At 46.2% G+C, this 18,716-nt stretch carries 22 protein-coding genes and 6 pseudogenes; 17 read left to right on the forward strand and 11 right to left on the reverse strand.

Going from position 1 to position 18,716, the window contains the following annotated elements:
- Positions 1–126: 126 nt before the first annotated feature.
- Positions 127–480 (reverse strand): hypothetical protein, encoded by a 354-nt coding sequence (locus ACUTSW_RS06230; protein ID WP_445583953.1) that lies wholly within the window; start codon positions 478–480, stop codon positions 127–129.
- 119 nt (positions 481–599) lie between these two features.
- Here ACUTSW_RS06230 and ACUTSW_RS06235 point away from each other — a divergent pair, with 119 nt between their 5' ends.
- Entirely contained in the window at positions 600–1,679 is a 1,080-nt protein-coding gene (locus ACUTSW_RS06235) for an acyltransferase family protein (protein WP_445583954.1), read from the forward strand.
- Positions 1,680–1,759: 80 nt separating this feature from the next.
- On the opposite strand, the gene ACUTSW_RS06240 is transcribed toward ACUTSW_RS06235, so the two are convergent.
- Entirely contained in the window at positions 1,760–1,972 is a 213-nt protein-coding gene (locus ACUTSW_RS06240; RefSeq protein WP_153034617.1) for a hypothetical protein, read from the reverse strand.
- A gap of 3 nt (positions 1,973–1,975) precedes the next feature.
- Here ACUTSW_RS06240 and ACUTSW_RS06245 point away from each other — a divergent pair.
- The 3 genes and pseudogenes from ACUTSW_RS06245 to ACUTSW_RS06255 all read left to right on the forward strand — a co-directional run.
- Positions 1,976–2,832, forward strand: a pseudogene (locus tag ACUTSW_RS06245) (tyrosine-type recombinase/integrase); the annotation flags it as partial.
- A 332-nt stretch (positions 2,833–3,164) separates the two neighbouring features.
- Positions 3,165–3,905 carry a hypothetical protein gene (locus ACUTSW_RS06250; protein WP_445583955.1) on the forward strand — a complete coding sequence of 247 codons (741 nt, stop codon included), beginning with the start codon at positions 3,165–3,167 and terminating at the stop codon, positions 3,903–3,905.
- A gap of 41 nt (positions 3,906–3,946) precedes the next feature.
- Positions 3,947–5,188: a hypothetical protein gene (locus tag ACUTSW_RS06255; protein WP_445583956.1), complete on the forward strand. Its 1,242-nt coding sequence runs from the start codon at positions 3,947–3,949 to the stop codon at positions 5,186–5,188.
- Between the two features lie 574 nt (positions 5,189–5,762).
- Here the strand turns inward: ACUTSW_RS06255 and ACUTSW_RS06260 are convergent.
- Complete coding sequence (locus ACUTSW_RS06260; RefSeq protein ID WP_445583957.1) at positions 5,763–6,608, reverse strand: phage repressor protein CI; 846 nt, start codon at positions 6,606–6,608, stop codon at positions 5,763–5,765.
- Between the two features lie 113 nt (positions 6,609–6,721).
- Between ACUTSW_RS06260 and ACUTSW_RS06265 the strand changes: the two genes are divergently transcribed.
- The 8 genes and pseudogenes from ACUTSW_RS06265 (at position 6,722) to ACUTSW_RS06300 (ending at position 10,957) form a co-directional block, all read left to right on the forward strand.
- Positions 6,722–7,114 carry a hypothetical protein gene (locus ACUTSW_RS06265; RefSeq protein ID WP_445583958.1) on the forward strand — a complete coding sequence of 131 codons (393 nt, stop codon included), beginning with the start codon at positions 6,722–6,724 and terminating at the stop codon, positions 7,112–7,114.
- A gap of 31 nt (positions 7,115–7,145) precedes the next feature.
- Positions 7,146–7,451: pseudogene (locus ACUTSW_RS06270) on the forward strand (phage regulatory CII family protein); the annotation flags it as partial.
- A 56-nt stretch (positions 7,452–7,507) separates the two neighbouring features.
- Positions 7,508–7,855, forward strand: a complete 348-nt coding sequence (locus ACUTSW_RS06275) for a DNA cytosine methyltransferase (protein WP_445583959.1) — start codon at positions 7,508–7,510, stop codon at positions 7,853–7,855.
- Between the two features lie 98 nt (positions 7,856–7,953).
- A complete protein-coding gene (locus ACUTSW_RS06280; RefSeq protein WP_445583960.1) occupies positions 7,954–8,112 on the forward strand; it encodes a DNA cytosine methyltransferase in 159 nt (52 codons plus the stop codon).
- Positions 8,109–8,444: a hypothetical protein gene (locus ACUTSW_RS06285; protein ID WP_445583961.1), complete on the forward strand. Its 336-nt coding sequence runs from the start codon at positions 8,109–8,111 to the stop codon at positions 8,442–8,444. The genes ACUTSW_RS06280 and ACUTSW_RS06285 overlap by 4 nt, the downstream gene beginning before the upstream one ends.
- Positions 8,445–8,609: 165 nt before the next feature.
- Entirely contained in the window at positions 8,610–9,443 is an 834-nt protein-coding gene (locus ACUTSW_RS06290) for a TIGR04255 family protein (protein ID WP_445583962.1), read from the forward strand.
- A gap of 18 nt (positions 9,444–9,461) precedes the next feature.
- Positions 9,462–10,091: an XRE family transcriptional regulator gene (locus ACUTSW_RS06295; RefSeq protein WP_445583963.1), complete on the forward strand. Its 630-nt coding sequence runs from the start codon at positions 9,462–9,464 to the stop codon at positions 10,089–10,091.
- Positions 10,092–10,105: 14 nt separating this feature from the next.
- Positions 10,106–10,957, forward strand: a complete 852-nt coding sequence (locus tag ACUTSW_RS06300; RefSeq protein ID WP_445583964.1) for a hypothetical protein — start codon at positions 10,106–10,108, stop codon at positions 10,955–10,957.
- Positions 10,958–11,009: 52 nt separating this feature from the next.
- Here the strand turns inward: ACUTSW_RS06300 and ACUTSW_RS06305 are convergent.
- Positions 11,010–11,153: pseudogene (locus tag ACUTSW_RS06305) on the reverse strand (phage portal protein); the annotation flags it as partial.
- 98 nt (positions 11,154–11,251) lie between these two features.
- On the opposite strand from ACUTSW_RS06305, the gene ACUTSW_RS06310 reads away from it, so the two are divergent.
- On the forward strand, positions 11,252–11,701 hold the full coding sequence (locus ACUTSW_RS06310) for a phage virion morphogenesis protein (protein WP_445583965.1): 450 nt from the start codon (positions 11,252–11,254) through the stop codon (positions 11,699–11,701).
- 14 nt (positions 11,702–11,715) lie between these two features.
- On the opposite strand, the gene ACUTSW_RS06315 is transcribed toward ACUTSW_RS06310, so the two are convergent.
- A complete protein-coding gene (locus ACUTSW_RS06315; RefSeq protein WP_445583966.1) occupies positions 11,716–12,330 on the reverse strand; it encodes a hypothetical protein in 615 nt (204 codons plus the stop codon).
- Between the two features lie 101 nt (positions 12,331–12,431).
- Here ACUTSW_RS06315 and ACUTSW_RS06320 point away from each other — a divergent pair.
- From ACUTSW_RS06320 to ACUTSW_RS06330, 3 pseudogenes are all read left to right on the forward strand, one after another.
- Positions 12,432–12,530 (forward strand): annotated as a pseudogene (locus ACUTSW_RS06320) (phage baseplate assembly protein V); the annotation flags it as partial.
- A 34-nt stretch (positions 12,531–12,564) separates the two neighbouring features.
- Positions 12,565–12,906 (forward strand): annotated as a pseudogene (locus ACUTSW_RS06325) (phage late control D family protein); the annotation flags it as partial.
- Positions 12,897–13,394 (forward strand): annotated as a pseudogene (locus ACUTSW_RS06330) (tyrosine-type recombinase/integrase); the annotation flags it as partial. The pseudogenes ACUTSW_RS06325 and ACUTSW_RS06330, both read left to right, overlap by 10 nt.
- A gap of 283 nt (positions 13,395–13,677) precedes the next feature.
- Here ACUTSW_RS06330 and ACUTSW_RS06335 read toward each other — a convergent pair.
- The 4 genes from ACUTSW_RS06335 to ftnA all read right to left on the reverse strand — a co-directional run bounded on the left by ACUTSW_RS06335 (position 13,678) and on the right by ftnA (position 16,180).
- On the reverse strand, positions 13,678–14,019 hold the full coding sequence (locus ACUTSW_RS06335; protein WP_445583967.1) for a YebY family protein: 342 nt from the start codon (positions 14,017–14,019) through the stop codon (positions 13,678–13,680).
- 69 nt (positions 14,020–14,088) lie between these two features.
- Entirely contained in the window at positions 14,089–14,970 is an 882-nt protein-coding gene (gene copD, locus ACUTSW_RS06340; protein WP_445583968.1) for a copper homeostasis membrane protein CopD, read from the reverse strand.
- 3 nt (positions 14,971–14,973) lie between these two features.
- Positions 14,974–15,357, reverse strand: a complete 384-nt coding sequence (gene yobA, locus ACUTSW_RS06345) for a CopC domain-containing protein YobA (RefSeq protein ID WP_013812465.1) — start codon at positions 15,355–15,357, stop codon at positions 14,974–14,976.
- Positions 15,358–15,661: 304 nt separating this feature from the next.
- Positions 15,662–16,180 carry a non-heme ferritin gene (ftnA, locus tag ACUTSW_RS06350; protein ID WP_445583969.1) on the reverse strand — a complete coding sequence of 173 codons (519 nt, stop codon included), beginning with the start codon at positions 16,178–16,180 and terminating at the stop codon, positions 15,662–15,664.
- Between the two features lie 374 nt (positions 16,181–16,554).
- Between ftnA and ACUTSW_RS06355 the strand changes: the two genes are divergently transcribed.
- Positions 16,555–16,785 (forward strand): DNA polymerase III subunit theta, encoded by a 231-nt coding sequence (locus ACUTSW_RS06355; RefSeq protein ID WP_004943118.1) that lies wholly within the window; start codon positions 16,555–16,557, stop codon positions 16,783–16,785.
- A 30-nt stretch (positions 16,786–16,815) separates the two neighbouring features.
- On the opposite strand, the gene pip is transcribed toward ACUTSW_RS06355, so the two are convergent.
- The gene (gene pip, locus ACUTSW_RS06360) at positions 16,816–17,769 is read right to left on the reverse strand and encodes a prolyl aminopeptidase (RefSeq protein ID WP_445583970.1); all 954 of its coding nucleotides are present in this window, start codon (positions 17,767–17,769) and stop codon (positions 16,816–16,818) included.
- Between the two features lie 168 nt (positions 17,770–17,937).
- Positions 17,938–18,363 (reverse strand): TraR/DksA C4-type zinc finger protein, encoded by a 426-nt coding sequence (locus tag ACUTSW_RS06365; protein ID WP_004943113.1) that lies wholly within the window; start codon positions 18,361–18,363, stop codon positions 17,938–17,940.
- Positions 18,364–18,716 lie beyond the last annotated feature (353 nt).

The following is an 18,716-nucleotide window of genomic DNA, read 5'->3' on the forward strand; positions in this document are numbered from 1 at the left end:
TTCGATGTCCCACTCAAGTCAGCCAGTGTTCCTGTCGGGGATACGCCCGCTTGCACTACTCGACCACTTTCATATCCCATCACTTCGCCGGTCAATGCATTAAACAGCCCGGCAGATGAAGCAAAATCAGCGTAAGTCGATTGAGTCGCAGCAACGTAACTTCATGATTACCTTAATATGTTCCAGCAATACCCGCAATCGTCCCATCTGGATCTGTGGGAGTGATGTAATAAGTGTTGGCGTCAACGATGTTCTGGGCGTTATCTGCTGCGGCTTCTGCACGGTCAGCAGCGGCATCTGCACCTGATACTGCGTCTTTGGCTTGACGGCTAAACTTTTGAATGCAGCATCTGCCGAATGGGCAGCGCTGTCGGCCGACAAGCTGCTTTTAGCAACATCGACGGCTTGCTCCGTGTTGCGAGGGCCAAGGTCCACGCCAACACTGACAACACCATCGACTGGCAATCCTTCACTTGACATAGATAACTCTCCAAAAAGGTAGAGCTTATTGGCTGTTTAATAGTACAATTGAGAATGTTTATTTTATTAAAATAACAATCATAATTTTCATGGTCTGTATAAAAACAGCAGGTATTTAAATGAACAGGTATTTACCCGAAAAGATATATTCCCTTGACGTATTAAGAGGGTTAGCAGCTCTTTCGGTAGTTTTTTGGCATTGGCAGCACTTTTTTTATATTGGCGACAAACCAAGCAATTTCATAGTAGATAAACAACCACTCTACAATTATCTTTACATTTTTTATCTTCACGGCGACCTTGCTGTTGAGCTTTTTTTCTGTATTTCAGGGTTCATTTTTTATTGGCTTTACTCTAAAAAAATAGCGGAAAGAAAAATTGGCATGGTAGAATTTTCCTTGAACAGGTTAAGTCGCCTATACCCATTATACATTCTCACTTTCCTTTGCGTAGCAGCACTTCAATTACTATATATAAAATCACATAATTCCTATTTTGTTTATCAAATAAATAATACATTCCATGCACTCCTAAACATACTTATGATTCCTGCCTGGGGAATGGAAGATGGTTGGTCATTCAACGCCCCTGTATGGTCTGTATCAATAGAGATAATGCTTTACACAATTTTCTTCATCACATGCCTTTTTGGTAAACTTCGATACTTTTCAATTCCATTTTTCGTGCTCTCTGGGTTCTATATCTTCCAGTTTAATTATAAAATTGGCATAGGATTATTTTCTTTCTTTTGTGGCGCGACCGCATTCACCGTCACAGACAAACTAATCAATAAGTTAAATAGGGGGTTATGCATAACCATTGCTAGTTCTTGTTTACTAGTTAGCTGGGGACTTATTTTTTACTTTCACACCCACAATGCATTTATTGTAACTGCCTTCGGGTTTACTAGCTTGATTTTATTTTTGGCATTCATTAGCTGTGAAAATGAAAACTTTTTAAAGAAAATAAATTGGGTAGGAAACTTAAGTTATTCCTCTTATCTTATACACTTCCCTCTGCAGATTGTCTTTGCATTAACTATTGATATATTTGGTCTTGATAGAAGAGTGTTTTACTCACCAATAAGTTTAATTTCATTCATGTTACTACTTATATTTTTAAGCATGGCAAGTCATAAGTTTTATGAAATGCCAGCCCAAAGAACAATTAGAGGACTTATATCAAAAAAAAGTAATTGATATTAACTAAGAAACGGGCGTTTATTTTCCAAATGCAAACCAAGTAAATCCATACGCCCCTTTTCTTGTACTGCTATTTGTCAAATCAATACCATAACTAACAACATCAAACCTGTTAACTGATAGTTGGTATTATCAACATTGGCCCCTATCATTGTGTTGTTATCAGGTCTATTTGTCGGTGAAACAGAAACCGACAATACAGCGCGCGCTGGCAGCGCCTGGTAATCTGCATTAGGTAAAACGTTGGTATTTGCTGCCGTGCCGAAGGGTAGAAATTCATTCTTAGCCACGAGTACACGCTAAATACCTGGCTCGACCGTTACGATGTGATTTTCAAGCGGCGCCAGTTGGCCAGGAACACCTACAAGGTGCGCACCGGGCAACTCGCCATTATCCGCGAACATCTGGGTAATATGGTTATGTCCAAGATCACCACGCGCCACGTTGCTGAATTCCTTGAACTTTGGATTCCATAGGACAAAAAAACGATGGCTGCAACTATGAGATCCGTATTATCTGACATATTTCGTGAAGCTATTGTTGAAGGACATATCGAAAATAACCCGTTACGCCTACACGTGCGGCAAAAGTCGTGGTGAAGCGCGAACGGCTGGAGTTGGCGCAATACCTCCCCACACGAGAAGCAGCATCCGCTATGCCGGAGTGGTTCAGTTTGGCTATGGATCTGGCACTGGTCACCGGGCAGCGGCGCGAAGATCTGACGCAGATGCAATTTGACCATGTAGTAGACGGCCGCCTGCAGGTAGAACAGGGCAAGACTGGCGCCCTAATCTCCCTCCCCCTCGACCTAGAGCTGAAGGCGGTAAATCTGCGTCTCGGCACTGTGATCGATCGTTGTCGGCTGGCCAGCACAACAGGCTTTATGCTCGGTGCCGGCATCCGGAAAAATAGCCCGGACGGCTCATTGCACCCAGATGGATTGACGAAAAAGTTTGTTGCTACGCGAAAAGCTTCTGGGCTGGAGTTTGAAGAAAATCCGCCGACGTTCCACGAGATCCGAAGCCTGGCCGGGCGGCTGTATGAGAAGGAAAGAGGGAGGGATTTTGCGCAGAAATTACTGGGGCATACGTCGGAAATGATGACGCTGAAATATCTCAATACGAGGGGAAAAGAATACGTAATGCTATAAAAGACCGAATATCAAAATTCGAGTAAAATTCTAGTTTTTTCGAGTTAACGAATAAAAATTTTATAAATCAACAACATAAAAAAAGACCGAATACGATTTATAATTATAAAATGTTATATTTTTCATATGGTTGCAATATAAAGCATATTGTAATGGCTGCAAAATGGCGTTAATATTCAACTTAAAAACTCTGCTTGATGATGCACATCGTCATGTTAACATCTATGAGTGCTTATGGTATGGTCTTGAATATTGTTTTCTGATAGCGGCTATTCAAGACCAACTCTATGATTTTTAAATATTACCTATCTATCAAAAAAGGATACTCTACTGTGTTTAAGCCTAAAAGGTGGGAGGAATATCGTGATTTCTTCCAAATGATTATATTACGGTACTTGGTATTATGGTTTTCTATCGTACCACTCATTGCATCATTTTTGAGCAGTATAAATGGCCCTGTACATTTAAGCATTGGAAATGAGGAAATTATATTAAACTTTAGCCTTCCATTCACATGGCAGTTACTCTGGTTATCTTCCTTTTTCTTTGTTCTTGCATTTGCCATCTATAAGGTCAGATGCCCTAGCTTTATAATAAAATATCATAACTACGGTGATTATCAGAAATACAGGCACTCTCATAGATGGTTGGTTTGGGAAGCTTCCTTCTTATTAAAGAAGAACATCGGCATCAAGAAATTCACAGAACGGTTAAGTGAAAAAAAATATTTGAAGGAATTAGAAAACCGAAATTCCACATGCAGTTCGACACCTATTGTTGCTGAAGAATTCACTTATTTTGATTATAAGTTTGAGGATAAATCCTACCGTTTACAATTGCCATTACACCCTACTGAATTCGATAAAAACAAGCTCGTCGATATAGAAATTTTTTATGAAATCTATGGTCGTTACTCTGAGTCTAATTGTATTGCACGATGGCTGATAAAAACATTACTGTTCTTAAGCTTAGTTTTTTTCTTGGCAACTTTTTTAGAACACATATATTCAGGAATGAAATTTGTTAGTTTATGGTTGAATAGCTTTCCATTTATCCATAATTTATTTTCTTAGATTTAATTACCTTACTCCAAGGAATTGGGATTAATTTAATAATGAAAAAACCATACAAATATTATAGCGGCATAACTAGCCAAATTTCTTTTTGTGCTACTCCATTACGTTTAGATTCATATAACAATTGTAGCTTTGGATGCACTTATTGTTATGCTCGAACCCGACAGGGACATGGAAGGGAGCAACAGCTTCAAATATCTAACCCTCAAAGTTTACATGACAGGTTAAAAAGAGTCTCAGATGGCATTATAAAATCTTCATTAGATGAGTTTATACAAAGAAAAATACCTTTTCAATTAGGAGGTATGTCCGACCCCTTCTCCAGATATGAACAAAGAGCAGAGATAACTTTAGAGTATATGAAAATTTTGCGCGAATATGATTATCCTTATATAATAAGTACAAAAAGCGCTCTAATTTCCACATCTAAATATAAAGATGCACTTTTAAACTCAAATTCTTACGTCAGGTTCTCTACTACCGTAATCGATGCAAAAAAAAGAAAGTTAATTGACAAAGGATGCGTTGGCATAGATAACTTAGCAGAAGCTGCTCAAATATTATCCACAATAAACATCCCTACCTCATTTAGATTACAACCAATAATCCCTGGGTTTGAATCTTTTGCGGAGGAAATAATTAACATTGCAGCGGAGTCTGGAGTCAAACACCTTTCCGCTGAATATTTAAAGGTACCAATGGATGCAAATAAGAAATTTGGGTCAAATCTACTTAAAATATTCGATAACACCCCAGTGAGTAAATATATTTCAATGGGTGCTCACAAAGTTGGTAGAGAATATACACTCCCACTGGAATACCGTACTACATACTTAATTGAAATGTATCAATATACAAAAGCCAAAGGAATGACATTCGGCTTCGCTGACAACGACTTACTTTTACATGCAGATGGCGCCTCTTGTTGTGGAGCCTCTGATTTATATCTAAGAGAAGCAAATTTCTTCCACGCTAACATCCCAAGTATCATCAAAAAAAAGAAAATAAATGAAGAAATTTATTTTATTGACTTTCTAACAGAATGGATCCCACAAAGAGTTATCTCAACATACTTGAACTCCAAGGCAAGACTTGCAATAATTGATACTAGTGAACCGGAATGGTTACAGTTTCTAAAAAAAATGTGGATTGGTGAGCAAGGGGTTTATAACCCTTTATATTTTGATGGCGTGAGCTTGAGCGGCAAATTAGATTCTAACGGATTACCGATATATATAAGGACACTCAGCTCTTTTGAGAAAAAATTAAGATCTTATTAATTTTCTTCGCGTAATTTTAATTTACAGCTAATATGTACTGATCCTTTTTTTTAATTAAAAAACACGAACAGAAAATAACACATGTAATTATCCACTTTATTTTTAACCATCAATATTTCAACTGGTCTAATATATTATAGGTGATGGCGAAATAGTTTATCCGCCATCACTTATATAAATAACTAAACATTATTAATGTTCAACATCGGGTGTAATATAATGCCGTTCTATTAGCTTTTTAGCCTGCGTCAACTTACGGCCGACACTTAAGCTATTCCATGCAACCCAACTGGTTCATGACATCCACTTTTTGAATGGCATCAGATGGCCACTTTTCGCCATCATTCCAGCGCGTCGCGCATACACTCCACATGGTGCTACGGGCAAGTGGCTCCGTTACTCTATCAAAATTAAAAATGACTCTTAGATTAGGGTATTCATAGCGGTATTCCTTAATGTTAAGGCCACGCATTGCCTTGTCTATGGACGCAGGAACTTTCCTCTCGCTGGCCAAGGTGGGCAATGTGGTTAACAGTAAAGAAACTACGGTTAATGCTCTTATCACGTTAAGGCCTCAGCTGTTAATTATGGTTTTTCTAATCTCACCGACACATTCTACATCATCAACTGAACACTCGAAGTTTGTGGTTAAAGTTGAGACTTTTATTTTGTTTCCGGGAATACGTGTCACCGAATAAATGTCATGTACTCCATCAATATTCAAAAGCCAAGACCCATTACCGATAAGCTTTTTATCAAAGTCTATCAGCCATGAGTCATTGCCCCGCTCAACCAATCGGATAGATTTGGCGCCCGCAGGTATGAATGATGGATCACATATCCAAGAGCCGGCATCTATCAGCGCACCGGAAGAAATAGACATCCGCGGAATGGTTGTAAAAGTCGGTTCGTGAGAGGCCGCATCTGGATTACCTGGGGAGCCTTGCCCGGTAGCCAGCCACAAAAGCGAAACACCAGTATCTAACGTGCACGCAACAACCGCATCGCCTGGGAAATACTCACGTCTAACCCATGTGCTGATCGTTGCCGTTGATATGTCTAGTAAATCTCCAAGTTCCTTCTGCGTGCGGAACCCATATGCATCCAGCATGCGCCGCAAAACAGGCTTGCCACCTGAGGCTTGTATTTGCTCATAAAGGGCTCGCCCAGACATTTTTGATTTGCCAACTTCAAAATTCGAATTCTCAAACTTCCCAGTCATTAGCCAACGCAAATCAGTACCAGTATCCAGAGCGCACTTAATCACAGCGCTTCCGGGAACGCTGTTACGCTGGGCCCATGAGCTCACATTATTTGGTGGAACACCAAGGCTGCTGGCCAACGCTCGTTGTGAAGTGACGCCATAAGATGAAGTAAGGCGCTCAATAATGGCGGCTGAATCTTCTGATTTATCAGTCATATGTAAAATAGCCTACGCAAGTGCATTTACACCGAATACAATTGCGATCAATAGTGAATACACGCCACATGTAACACCGTAGAACACAAACCACTAACCGGAGATATTGCTTTATGTCTCATGATATTGCAAACCCCCAGGCCGCACCCATCACGCCTTTTTCACCTGCGCAGATTGCAAACATGCTTCTGCCCGGTCTGAGCGGCGCCATTCTGGAAGCAGTGCAGCGCGCAGTTGCTATGCACACCTCTCCGACCATGTCCAAAGAGGACTTCATTGCCGTTAACGGCATCAGCGCATCCGTGCTGGAGAAGTGGATCGCTAACGGTGTTGTGCTGCTGGCGCCAACCCCTACAACTACCGTGAAGCAAAACCGAAAGAACCGGAAGACCGGCGAGATCGAAAAGGTCACGATGACCAAGCACGGTAACGCCCTGATCAACCTCGAAGCGTGGCGCGAGAAAAACCGCCAGGTTGCGATCAAATGCCGCTACATCCGCGGTTAATTCGATTATTCGAATTTTGAAGGGCTAAACCATGTTTGATTATCAAGTCTCTAAACAGGCGCACTACGAAGAAGCCTGCCGCCGATTCGCGACAAAGCACAACATCAAGCAGCTGAGCGCTGATGCTGGCATGTCGGCGCAGGTGCTGCGTAACAAGTTGAATCCAGACCAGCCTCACCGCCTGACGGTTGAGGAATTGCTGTCGCTGACCGACCTCACCGAAGATCCGACGCTGGTTGATGGGATGCTAGCGCAGCTGCACTGCCAGCCGTGCGTGCCGATCAATGAGCTCTCCAGCGGCAAAGTCGCGGCGTATGTGCTGAATGCCACCTCCGAAACCCGCAACACGATGCCAGCCGTTCAACGGCTTGGGCGGTTACGGCGGCGGCTGAAGTGCTCAAGCCTGAGCAAATCATCGTTGAGAACGTACCGGAATTCCTGCAGTGGTTGCTGTTCCCTGCCTGGGCGCATGCAATGCAGGGACTGGGCTATTCAATGGCATCTCACATCGTTGACTGCGCCGACCTTGGCGTACCTCAGAACCGGAAGCGCATGTTCATCGTCTGCACCCGCAGCAAGAATCCGCTGGTGCTGAAGTTGCCCAAACTGCCTCATGTCTCTGCCGAATCATTCATTGATTTCGATTCTGGCCGCTGGTCACTGGTCAACAAGCCAGGTCGTGCAGCAGCAACACTCACAGGGTTGCAAATGGACGCGCTCAATTTGGTGACCGGTTCCTGATTTCCTACTACGGCAATACAAAATCAGGCCGTTCTCTGCAACGACCAATAGGAACTATCACGACCCGGGACCGCTGGGCTTTGGTTGATGGTGACTACATGCGTATCCTGACAAAAGACGAAAACATGCTGGCCATGTCTTTCCCTAGCTATTACATCAAGCCGCCATCGCACAAGTTGGTTGTGCATATGGCTGGCAATGCCGTGCCGCCGGAGGCGATGTATCAAATAATCAGCGCCCTCAAGGCGCAGGCATGAACAACAGCCATCGCGGCCGTCACGCCCCTACTCCGCCGCCGCCCTTTTCGGGCAGCGGCGAGCCTGCTTTTGAATGGGCTTATTCATGGAACGCACCGCGAAAAGGTGTCGGCTCGCCATTCGTCAGCGCGGAAGAACAGAAAAAACGGGATCGCATCAATGCCGATCTCGCCGCTGCCTTTGAACACCTGAACAGCCAACCTGGCCTGGTAAAGCGCCAGGTTAACTCCCGCTTCTTCAAACTTGAGCAATCTCAGGGGATCCAACGAGCACATGCGTACTTGACGCTGAATTTTGTTAAGCGCCCTTCTGCTATTCGGGCACCTGCATGAAAACCCATACAAAAAGCGGGCAGGCGTGGCGGGGCTACGATTGCGCGCCAGCGTGGGCCATCCTTTTGTGCCATGTAGTGCCATGCTAGGCACTACGAGGTGAACTACCTATTGTTAAGAGTGTCAACTAAGATGTAAACTAGACTTAGACATGAGGAGTTTATCGTGAACTATCAATACGAGAAGGAGGGTGAAGTGAGCAATGCAGTGATGTCCAATGCACCCGTTTATTATGCGTTGGCTCAGGCCAAATTCAATCCCATTGCAGCCATTGCAAAGTATATAAATGATATACAAGATGTTTTTAGAAAAAAAGGCTTCACGATTTTCGAAATGCATGAAGGGACTCAATTATATTTTGACTTGCTGCCAGGAGAGGAGAATCCAAAGCCTAGGATAGCTAATATTGTTAACTGGCAAATAATAAAGTCAGATAGAACATGTGGGTATATACTGAATGACACGTCGATAGCATTCCATACAACTCATTACCTAACACACCATGAGTTTCTTAAAGGGTTGCTCGAGGGCATTGAGGTCGTACACGAAGTAGTTACGCTTGAGCATTTGAGTCGACTAGGTTTAAGATACTTAGATGCTGTCTTACCTGTCGAAGATGAGACACCAAACGATTACCTTGTTGATCAGTTGCATGGTGTAAGCTTGGGTAAGAAACATCTACAAACAGTGAACGAATCAGTGTATGAGACTGCTGTGATCCCAGTCATCACGCAGGGAGTATTAGTAACTAGAATACATAAGATCTTTGCTGAGCTTGGTTTTCCTCCAGATTTATCAGCATCGGGTCTTGTTATGAAAGAGTGTTTTAGAACGGAAAAACCTGTTCAACATGCAATTATTGATACAGATCATTATGTGGATGGTCATATAAATATCAACATGGAAGCTATTTCTCAACAATTGGAAAGCTTGCATGGAGAAATAAAAAAGACATTCCATGCTATGGTTACAGACCACGCAGAAAAAACGTGGCAATAAATTTTATGGAGGCTGCTTATGTATGACACAGCATTCGCACCAACCCGAAAACCAAGCTCATACGCTTCAGAGTTCAAAACTGTTGCTGTCTTAGGGGCAACTCTTTTTTTATCCAGTACGGGTGGTAACTTTAATACTGGAAACATGGCTCACTGGCTCGGGTATGTAAAACCAAAGATTTCCTTGATTATTGATGAGCCAACTCAAACAGGACCAAAAGCAGATGTTCGTTCAGTTGCAGTACATCTGACCAACATCAGAAATGTGCTTTCTCCAACCATGTCAGAGTTAGCTGTGATTTTTGGTGTCTCAAGACAAGCTGTCTACAAATGGCTGTCTGAGGAGTCTACACCTGATGATCAGGATAAAATGTCATTAATCAGAAATTTAAGTTTGGTTGCTGACAAATTAAGTGATTCAGGGGTTGCTAAACCGGGCTCGTTGATCAAGATGAGAGCATTTGAGGGCAACTCGTTGATTGACATCATTCGACAGAAAGGTAACTGGGAAACCGCTGTTGAAGTTCTTATTTCTGAAGATCAGGCAATGAGTGAAGCTTATGCAAAGTCTAAAATTGCAGAGTCTAAAACTGCAAAAAATGACGACTGGCTGTCTTCCGAGTCAATACCTGGTTCAACAGAAAAATGAAAGAGAGTTAGGGCATGCTTGGAAGGTCTACTGAGTGGAGACAAGGTCATTTACTAACTGATGAGTCGGCTTTAGCATTAAAACTGGTCCCCGTGTTGGGGACCATCACTAAAGTCATCGTCATAACTCATGACTGTGATATACCTAATGATAAAGAACCCTATATTGAAGTTATAATTGGAAATATAGTGGAGAAACTTGACGGGAACTTCTGCAATGCAAAAAACCCGAGAAAGCTCCATATAACGTTTTCCAATAACACCTCTGGTTTAGATGAACCGTTTTGCTTTGAGCACAATCAAAAAACGATTGTCGCATATCAAGACTTTAGCAAACTAGCGGTTATCGACAAAGATTACAATCTCCCAAAAGAACAGAAAAGCGCACTAAAACAATGGCTTGCAGCAAGATATGGCCGCCCCGCGTTTCCGGATGAATTTGAAAAAAGAATAAGAAAACACAACACCAAAAAATTTTCATTCGAAAAAGAGGTATATAAGATTGTCCGTCCTAAAGGTGAGCATGTAGTCGGGATTTTCTTTGATCTTCATAATAGCCGAAGTGAAGACCTCCCAGAAGGTGATCCCTACGAATTGTCTATACATGTTATTTACGACTCAGAAATTGGTGCGGGTGCAGCAAGAGAGGCTGCAGAGCAGATTGCGGAAGAAATGAAGGCCTTAATATGCAGCCTATTTGGGGAAGGCCAAGCTGCCATGGATATCGACCTTCAATATTGCGATGCAATGTCTGACACATCTTTAACGTTGGCAGATATCCGACGGCTCGACCAATGGAGAGTGGAATATATTAGTCTGCAGGATGATTCAGCTGGCGATTTCCTTGCTCCAGCAGCGCCGTTATAATTTTACAGTAAAAAACCGCCTTAGGCGGTTTTTTACTGTAGCCAGGCTGACCTTAATGATTCTGCCCATCTAGAATATAGGGTTCAAATCTAACCACCTCTTCCCCTATCCAGTCGTTTAACTCCTGCATCCGCCGCTGCAACGGTATCAACTCATTGCGAACAAACACCTCGCTCGCCTCTTTCACGTTGCCGAAGCTAACAGAGCGCGTGATCGTGAAAGAGGCAGGCGGCCAAATGGTTGTTGAGGCTGTCCCAGAGCCAGAACCACCTTACGCAGATCCGTGGGCGCCCAATGAGTGACTTTATTCAGATTGAAGACTGGCTGGCCGCCCTCGCCTCACAGCTATCTCCAGCAGAGAGGAAAAAACTAACTCGCCAGTGGGCTAATGAATTGCGCCGTCGCCAACGCCTGCAGATCAGCCAGCAACGCAACCCAGACGGAACCCCATATGCAGAGCGAAAACCGCAAGGCCGCAACAAAAAGGGGCGCATACGCCGGAAGAAAATGTTCAGCAAACTGCAGAACACTCGCTTTATGAAAACAGCAACCACTGCAGACGAGGCCGCCGTTTACTTTGCCGGCAGCGTTATGCGCATTGCACGCGTGCACCATTACGGGCTGCGCGACAAAGTGAGTAAGCGGGGTCCAACCGTGAAATACGACGCACGCCAATTATTTGGACTGAATGATCCAGCCATCACCGCCGTCGGCGATATCTTGCTTACTCACTTGAGTAGATAAGACATCTATTATTTTCATTTCTTTTGGTCACTTTTGATTTTCTTGGCTATCAAATACAACATTGGAATTGTCAAAACGAGTAAGAAAATTGCAACCGCATGGTTGAAATCCCATTCACTTGTCGACGAGAGGATTAACAATATTGCCGAAGCTATCCCTAGCATCAGGGGCTCAACTGCTTCATCAGGTCCATCCGTAACAAGCATATATGCTAGTTGTACCCCACATGACACTGCTAGAGCCTTGGCAACATACTGCAGGGTGTTTATAGCCAAAATATGCTCAATAAAAGTACGTGGCCCCATTAGATATTGATAATTCATGCGAACATCAACCCAATGTATTGTTTGAAGAAACTCAAAACCACCCTTAAGAGCAAGAACAATTGTCAAAGAAGCAAATATCAACTTCTGGACAAGCATTTGTAATCGCTTGGCCGCAGCATCTAATTCATTTGCATCACCATTATACTTAAATAGAAATTTAACATCTAAAACAAAATTCAATTTAAATATTTTTCTTAAAAGTAAAACAGGGAATATCACAAAGATAGTCTTTAAAAAAATCATCATGTTTATAGTTTTTGTTTTTATAGATGCAGATACCCGAGTTAACCGTTTATTTTCCATCGAAGAACCCATGTTTTTATAATAATCCTAAGCTATTGTGCCAGACACCACACAATGCCTGCAACATGCAGCTCGCGCTGCGCACATGGCAGGCTGTGCCAATGAATACACAACTTTCTGAACTCTTGCGCCTACTGACAAATCTGATCCGAATCGGAACCATTTCCGAGGTCGATACAGAGAACGGCCTATGCCGTGTGCATGAATACCAACAGCGGCCGCGCCGTCGAAGATACCGGAGTTTCAGCCAGTTGGCTCGATACAAAAGCGGCAAAACCGCAAACGGTAAAGGTAAAGAGGAAGCGCAAGCGAAAGACGAACACCGCTAAGGCGCCAGCTCAGGATAAACAGGGGGAATACCTGGTAGGCACCGACGATAACGTTTATGTACTGAGTCGGACATACGCAAATGCGTCCAACACTCGCCGGGCAGCCAAGGCAAACTGGGAGCGAATACAGCGCGGCGCGGCGCAATTCTCAATTACGCTGGCCAAGGGCCGGGCAGAGCTCTACCCGGAAGTGCCGGTATCAGTAAAGGGTTTCAAGCGCCAGATCGACGCTGCAGACTGGACGATATCGTAAAGATATGCCTATCAACTGGCGCCAGATGGAATGAGGCCGCAAAACTAAGGCCATCGCAGATATCAAAATATAAAATCACGTATACCAACACCAAAGGGAAGAAAAACAGAACTGTACCCATCTCGAAAGAATTATATGACGAGCTCACAATACTGGATGAAAAGGAGTTTGATCCTTGCTACAAGCAATTTTATCGAGTTCTGAGACTGGCGAATATAACCTTGCCAGAAGGACAAATGACGCATGTGCTCCGCCATACCTTTGCTAGCCACTTCATGATGGGTGGGGGGAACATCATAGTCTTGCAGCGCATCCTTGGGCACTCAGATATCAGGGTAACGATGCGCTACGCCCATTTCGCACCAGACCATTTAGAAGAGGCAATAGCGCTCAATCCGCTGACACAGACGTTCAAGGACAGTGGCGGCAAAGTGGCGACAGAGGAAGAAAAAGGGTGTAATACGGTAGAACAGGAGGTGTGATAAGTGATTATTTTGATTGTAATTGACTGTTTTAAAATGATAAACAAAAAAAGACCGAATACGATTCCTATATTCGGTCTAGGGAAATGGCTCTTGGGAGAGAGCCGTGCGCTAAAAGTTGGCATTTTGTGCAGGGCTTGTTCAGCCATGCACTTTAAGAGTAGCTTACCGCGCTAGTTTTGCCAGCCTCGCACACGGGTGGTGACAGTTACGTTTTGAAATTAATTCCGCGCAATTTTTCAGCACCGATTAACCTCTGGCTAAGCCATTGTGGAGCAAGCCATTAGTTCGCGCACAGCTTCTCGGCGCGCTCACGATATGGCTCTATGCTCATTTTTTTGCCGGGATTGGTAGCGTCATCCAGCAGGATCACATCCAGCGGCTGAGCGCGCTGCTGCCCTGCTTTCACCTGCGCTTCTGCTGCGGCGTTAAGCGGGTATTGCATCAGCGTGCTGTTGTTAAGTACAAATAGCGCGCCGCCGCTGCGGCATTGCAACGTCACTTCTTCTTTGGTGAATGCCCACTGCTTGCCGTATTCCAGCTTGGTGATGTTAACCAGTTGGTCTGCCGCCAGCGCGCCGGTCGCGGTGGCCAGCAGCGTGATGCCAAGTAATACCGATTTCATGTTATGGCCTTAAGGTTGCTATTTGATTCAATTTTCCCGCAGTTTATAGGCATCCGGCAAGCCGCAATATTACACCGGCGCATAGGTTGCAAATAAACTGACCAGCAACAGTACACATGCGCCCAGCACAACCTCAATCCAGCAGGCCAGCACCAACCCGCGCTGTGCCAGCCTGGGTACGCTGCTCATCGCCGGTACGATGGCGTAACGGTTGGCCAGCGCCACCATGACCATCAGCGCCACCAGCGCGGTTTTGAACAACAACAGGCGCTGATATGGCGAAGCCACATCCAGCGGCCAGTTGCCGAGAATAATCAAACTGTTAATTATGCCGGTCAAGATAACCAACGCCACCGCCAGGTGCCCCCAGCGCGAGAAACGTATCAAGGTGATCACCGCGTCGCTGCGCCACTGCGGTTGAGCAAGATAGCGCAGGCAGATCAACAGCGGCAGCAGGCTGCCAAACCAGTAACCGGCGGCCACCAGGTGCAGCGCATGGTTAAAACGGTGCAGCGCGCCGAGTGCGCCCCCATGCATTGCCGCATGACCGATAAACGCCATGCTGACCAGCAGCAACGTGGAGAGCAGCGCCAACAGCGGTGTACGGCGTTGCTCCGGCAGCCACAGGCTTAACAACGCCAGCAGCGACATCCCCAAATGCCAGCGCCAGACCTCGCCGAAGGTGGTGCCCAGCACCGCCCACCAAACATCGGGTTGCCAGGTATCGGCCCAGCCATCCCCCATCTGCCCGGCCTGAGTCGCCAGCAACGCCACGGCAGAAAGCCCGGCAAGCCAGGTGCTGGAAACCAGCAGAGGACGCACGTCACGGGAGAGATACGGGGAAAGGCGCTGCGGCGACAATAAGGCGGTGAACAGGCTGCTGCCAAACATCAGCATCACCGCCGCAAAGTGCACAAAGCGACACAGAACAAACAGGGCCGCCAGACTCATGGCTTAGTTGACGGTGAAGCTGTACTGGCCTTTGGTTTTATGGCCGTCGACCGAAACCACATGCCAGCTAACGTTATATTTGCCGGCAGCCAGATCGTCTTCGATAGGCAAATTGATCTGGGTGTTGTTGTTCGCATCGAGCTGCAATTTACCGGTTTTCACTTTGGCATCGTTCGGGCCGGTAATTTTCACGCCGCTGAAGTTAGGCTCAATGCCTTCGGAGAAATTGAGCGTCAGCACCTTCGGTGCCGGGCTGACGATGGCATCTTCCGCCGGCGTCTGCACTTTCAAATGGGCATGCGCCAGCGCCTGCTGCGAGGATAACCCGACAAACAACACAAAAATAGTAGAAAGCAGGCGATACGAAGAACGAATTTTACCGATCACAGTGATATCCCTTAAAGCAATAATCGAGGGTGATAAGGGCCAAGGCCGGCGGCCATAACCCACCGCAGATGATTGCGCCACGGGTAAACAGAAGAGCGGGAATAACGGCTAACCCGCTGTTTTGACTCTCTACCCTCCCTGTAGCGTATCGTATTAAATGATAACGAGACTCGATCCGTAAGTCGAGCAGAACGCTGGCATTCTGCGATCTGGCAGCACGTATCGCTGCTAAACCATGCTAAATGCAGGGCATAAAAAAACCGCGCACCAGGCAAAGCCCGACGCGCGGTTATTCAGCGCAGATTTAACCCTGGCCGTTGCCGTTTTCACCGGCCGCACCCATTTTCTTCAGATCTTTATCGATGAAGAACAGAGCCTTGCCGCTGTTGCCCACCAGCGCCAGTTTATCCAGCACGGATTTGAACAGTTTCTCTTCTTCGTGCTGCTCAGCGACATACCACTGCAGGAAGTTGAAGGTAGAGTAGTCATGAGCGACCATTGCCGCGTGCGCCAGTTCGTTGATCTGGCGGGTAATCAGTTGCTCATGTTCGTAAGTCTGTTGAAACACGTCCGCAAGGGATTCGAACTCAACCGGCGGCGCGGCAATGGTGCCCAGCAGCGGCAGAGAGCCGGTATCGCTCAGATAATCGAACAGACGTTGCATGTGCTGCATCTCTTCCTGAGAATGCTCTTTAAGAAATGCGGCCGCGCCTTCAAAGCCTTTATCGCTGCACCATGCGCTCATTTGCAGGTACATGTTGGCGGAATAAAACTCCAGATTCAGTTGCTCATTCAGCTTTTTGGTCATTTCTTGCGTCAGCATAATTATCCCTTTTATTTTGCAGGTATCGATTTAATTTTTCCGCATTATGCCTTGGTAAGAACAAAATAAAAACACCTGATTTACATCACGAGTCATTTAATTTTTAATCAATTAAAAATCAATATGTTAAATTAAATGTTAATCATTCATCTAAATTATTATGATAACTATTTCCATCTGTACATTTATCCCAAAAACGAATCGTTCTTATTTAATAAAACAAATAGATTGCATTACCTTCGGCATAATAAATAAACGCTGATGGCTGGCGTTATTCCCGCAGCCCTGCTCCCCTTGCGCTTCAGGCTTGCCAAGCGCCGCCGGGTGCATTACCTTCTGCGCTGATCCAATGCGGTGACAGTAAGGAGAATACGGTGGGTTACAATCTGGCAGAGCTTTCCAAAGAAGAGATGGACAAGGTGAACGTTGATCTCGCGGCTTCCGGCGTGGCGTTTAAAGAACGCTATAACATGCCGGTGATCCCGGAAATGGTTGAACGCGAACAGCCGGCGCACCTGCGCGACTATTTCCGCGAACGCGTGGCGTTCTATCGCGTCGAATCACACAAGTATTCGCGCCTGCCGTACGAGCCGAAATCCAGATAAAAAAAACCCGCCGTCATGGCGGGTTTTGCGTCATTTTGCCGCAAACCTGTCGGTGGCCAGCATCAACTGATGCAGGATACCCGGTTCATCGAAGGAGTGCCCTGCACCCTCGACGATATGCAGCTCCGCCTCCGGCCAGACCTTCGCCAGATCCCAGGCGTTTTTCACCTGGCAAGCCATATCGTAGCGGCCGTGGATGATCACCGCCGGGATATGGCGAATCAACGGAACGTTGCTCAGCAGCTGATCGTCGCTATCCAGAAAGCCCAGATGGGTAAAGTAGTGGTTTTCGATGCGGGCGAACGCCAGCGCAAAGTCATCCTCACCAAAGGAGGCGGACTCGGTGCTTGGCAACAGCGTTACCGTCTCCCCTTCCCACACGCTCCACAACTTCGCCGCTTCAAGCTGCACTTGCAGATCCTTTGAGGTCAGGCGCTGGCGGTAGGCCGCGATCACGTCCTTACGCTCTTCCTCTGAAAGAATCGACAACACGCGCTCCCATTTCTCCGGGAAGAAGCGCGAAGCGCCGTCCTGGTAATACCAGCTCAATTCCTGCTTACGCAACGTGAAGATGCCGCGCAACACCATTTCGCTAACGCGCTGCGGATGGGTTTGCGCATAGGCCAACGCCAGCGTCGATCCCCATGAGCCGCCGAACACCAGCCATTGCTCCACGCCAGCCATTTCGCGCAGGCGTTCAATGTCCTGCACCAGATGCCAGGTGGTGTTGTTGTCCAGGCTGGCGTGCGGTTTGGAGCGCCCGCAGCCGCGCTGATCGAACAGCAACACCTTGTAGCGCTGCGGATCGAACAGTTGGCGGTGATAGGAGGAGATCCCCCCACCCGGTCCGCCATGAATAAAGACTGCCGGCTTACCCTTCGGGTTACCGCTCAGTTCCCAGTAGATCCGGTGGCCATCCCCTGTGTCCAGCCAACCGCTGTCATACGCTGCTAACGGCGGGTACAAACCTCGTAATTGTTCCATGGCGCTTCCGTCTCTGTGGTCATACCCTCATAAAAGCCGAAGCGGCCCATCAGGTCAACGGTAAAACCTGAAAACTCCCACACTCCCCGGCAAGTTAGCGTGCGTTTGCTTAAAATGACCGCAAAATACCGGCCGGGTCAGCCCAAACGGACATACCCAGCGCACGGGTCAGCCTCTTTTGCGCAAGTGCGGCTCACGCATTTCCTGAGCGGTTTTCGCCTCGATGCCCAGTTCCGCCGTAGGTCGCAGCAGCAGGCGCGGCAGGCCAATGGGCTCTCCGGTTTCAAGGCAATAGCCGAACTCTCCGTTATGAAGCCGCGACAACGCCGCAGCGATTTTCGGCAACAAGCGGCTTTCGCGGTCCAACTGGCGGAACAGCAATCGCAGGTCTTCTTCACGCGCGGCTTTATCCGCTTCGTCGCCGGAGACTTCACCGCCGTCGATGTCACGTTTCAACGCATCGATGTGCAGCAGCAATTTTTGCTGCTCCTCCAGCAGGCGTTGGCGAAAAAACGCCTGCTGTGCCGGGTTCATATAATCAGACTCCGGCATGGCCAAGAGCTGTTGTGGGTTTAACAAGGAAACGACGGTCATTGCGCTCTCCGGTGATTATTTATTTGTTACATTATAACATATCACACCAATTAAACCGCCTTTCACAAAAAACAAAATACTCACGCTTAACAAGCGATTGACTAAAACATACGTTTTCATGCTTGCAACCAACCGGTGTAAGGTGGTTAATGGCTTAGCAAACCACCCACCCATAGGTAACTGAGAGGCCAACATGAGTAAGGGAATGGATAGCAAGAAAAATGCGAAGAAGAAGCCGTTGAAAACCCCTGCTGAGAAACGCGCAGGCAAACGCGCCAAAAAAGGGCAAACGTCCGGCGAGTAAGCGAACTTCTAACCGTAATTAAACCCGCCGAGGCGGGTTTTTTGTTGTC

The organism is Serratia sp. TSA_198.1 (assembly GCF_052686505.1).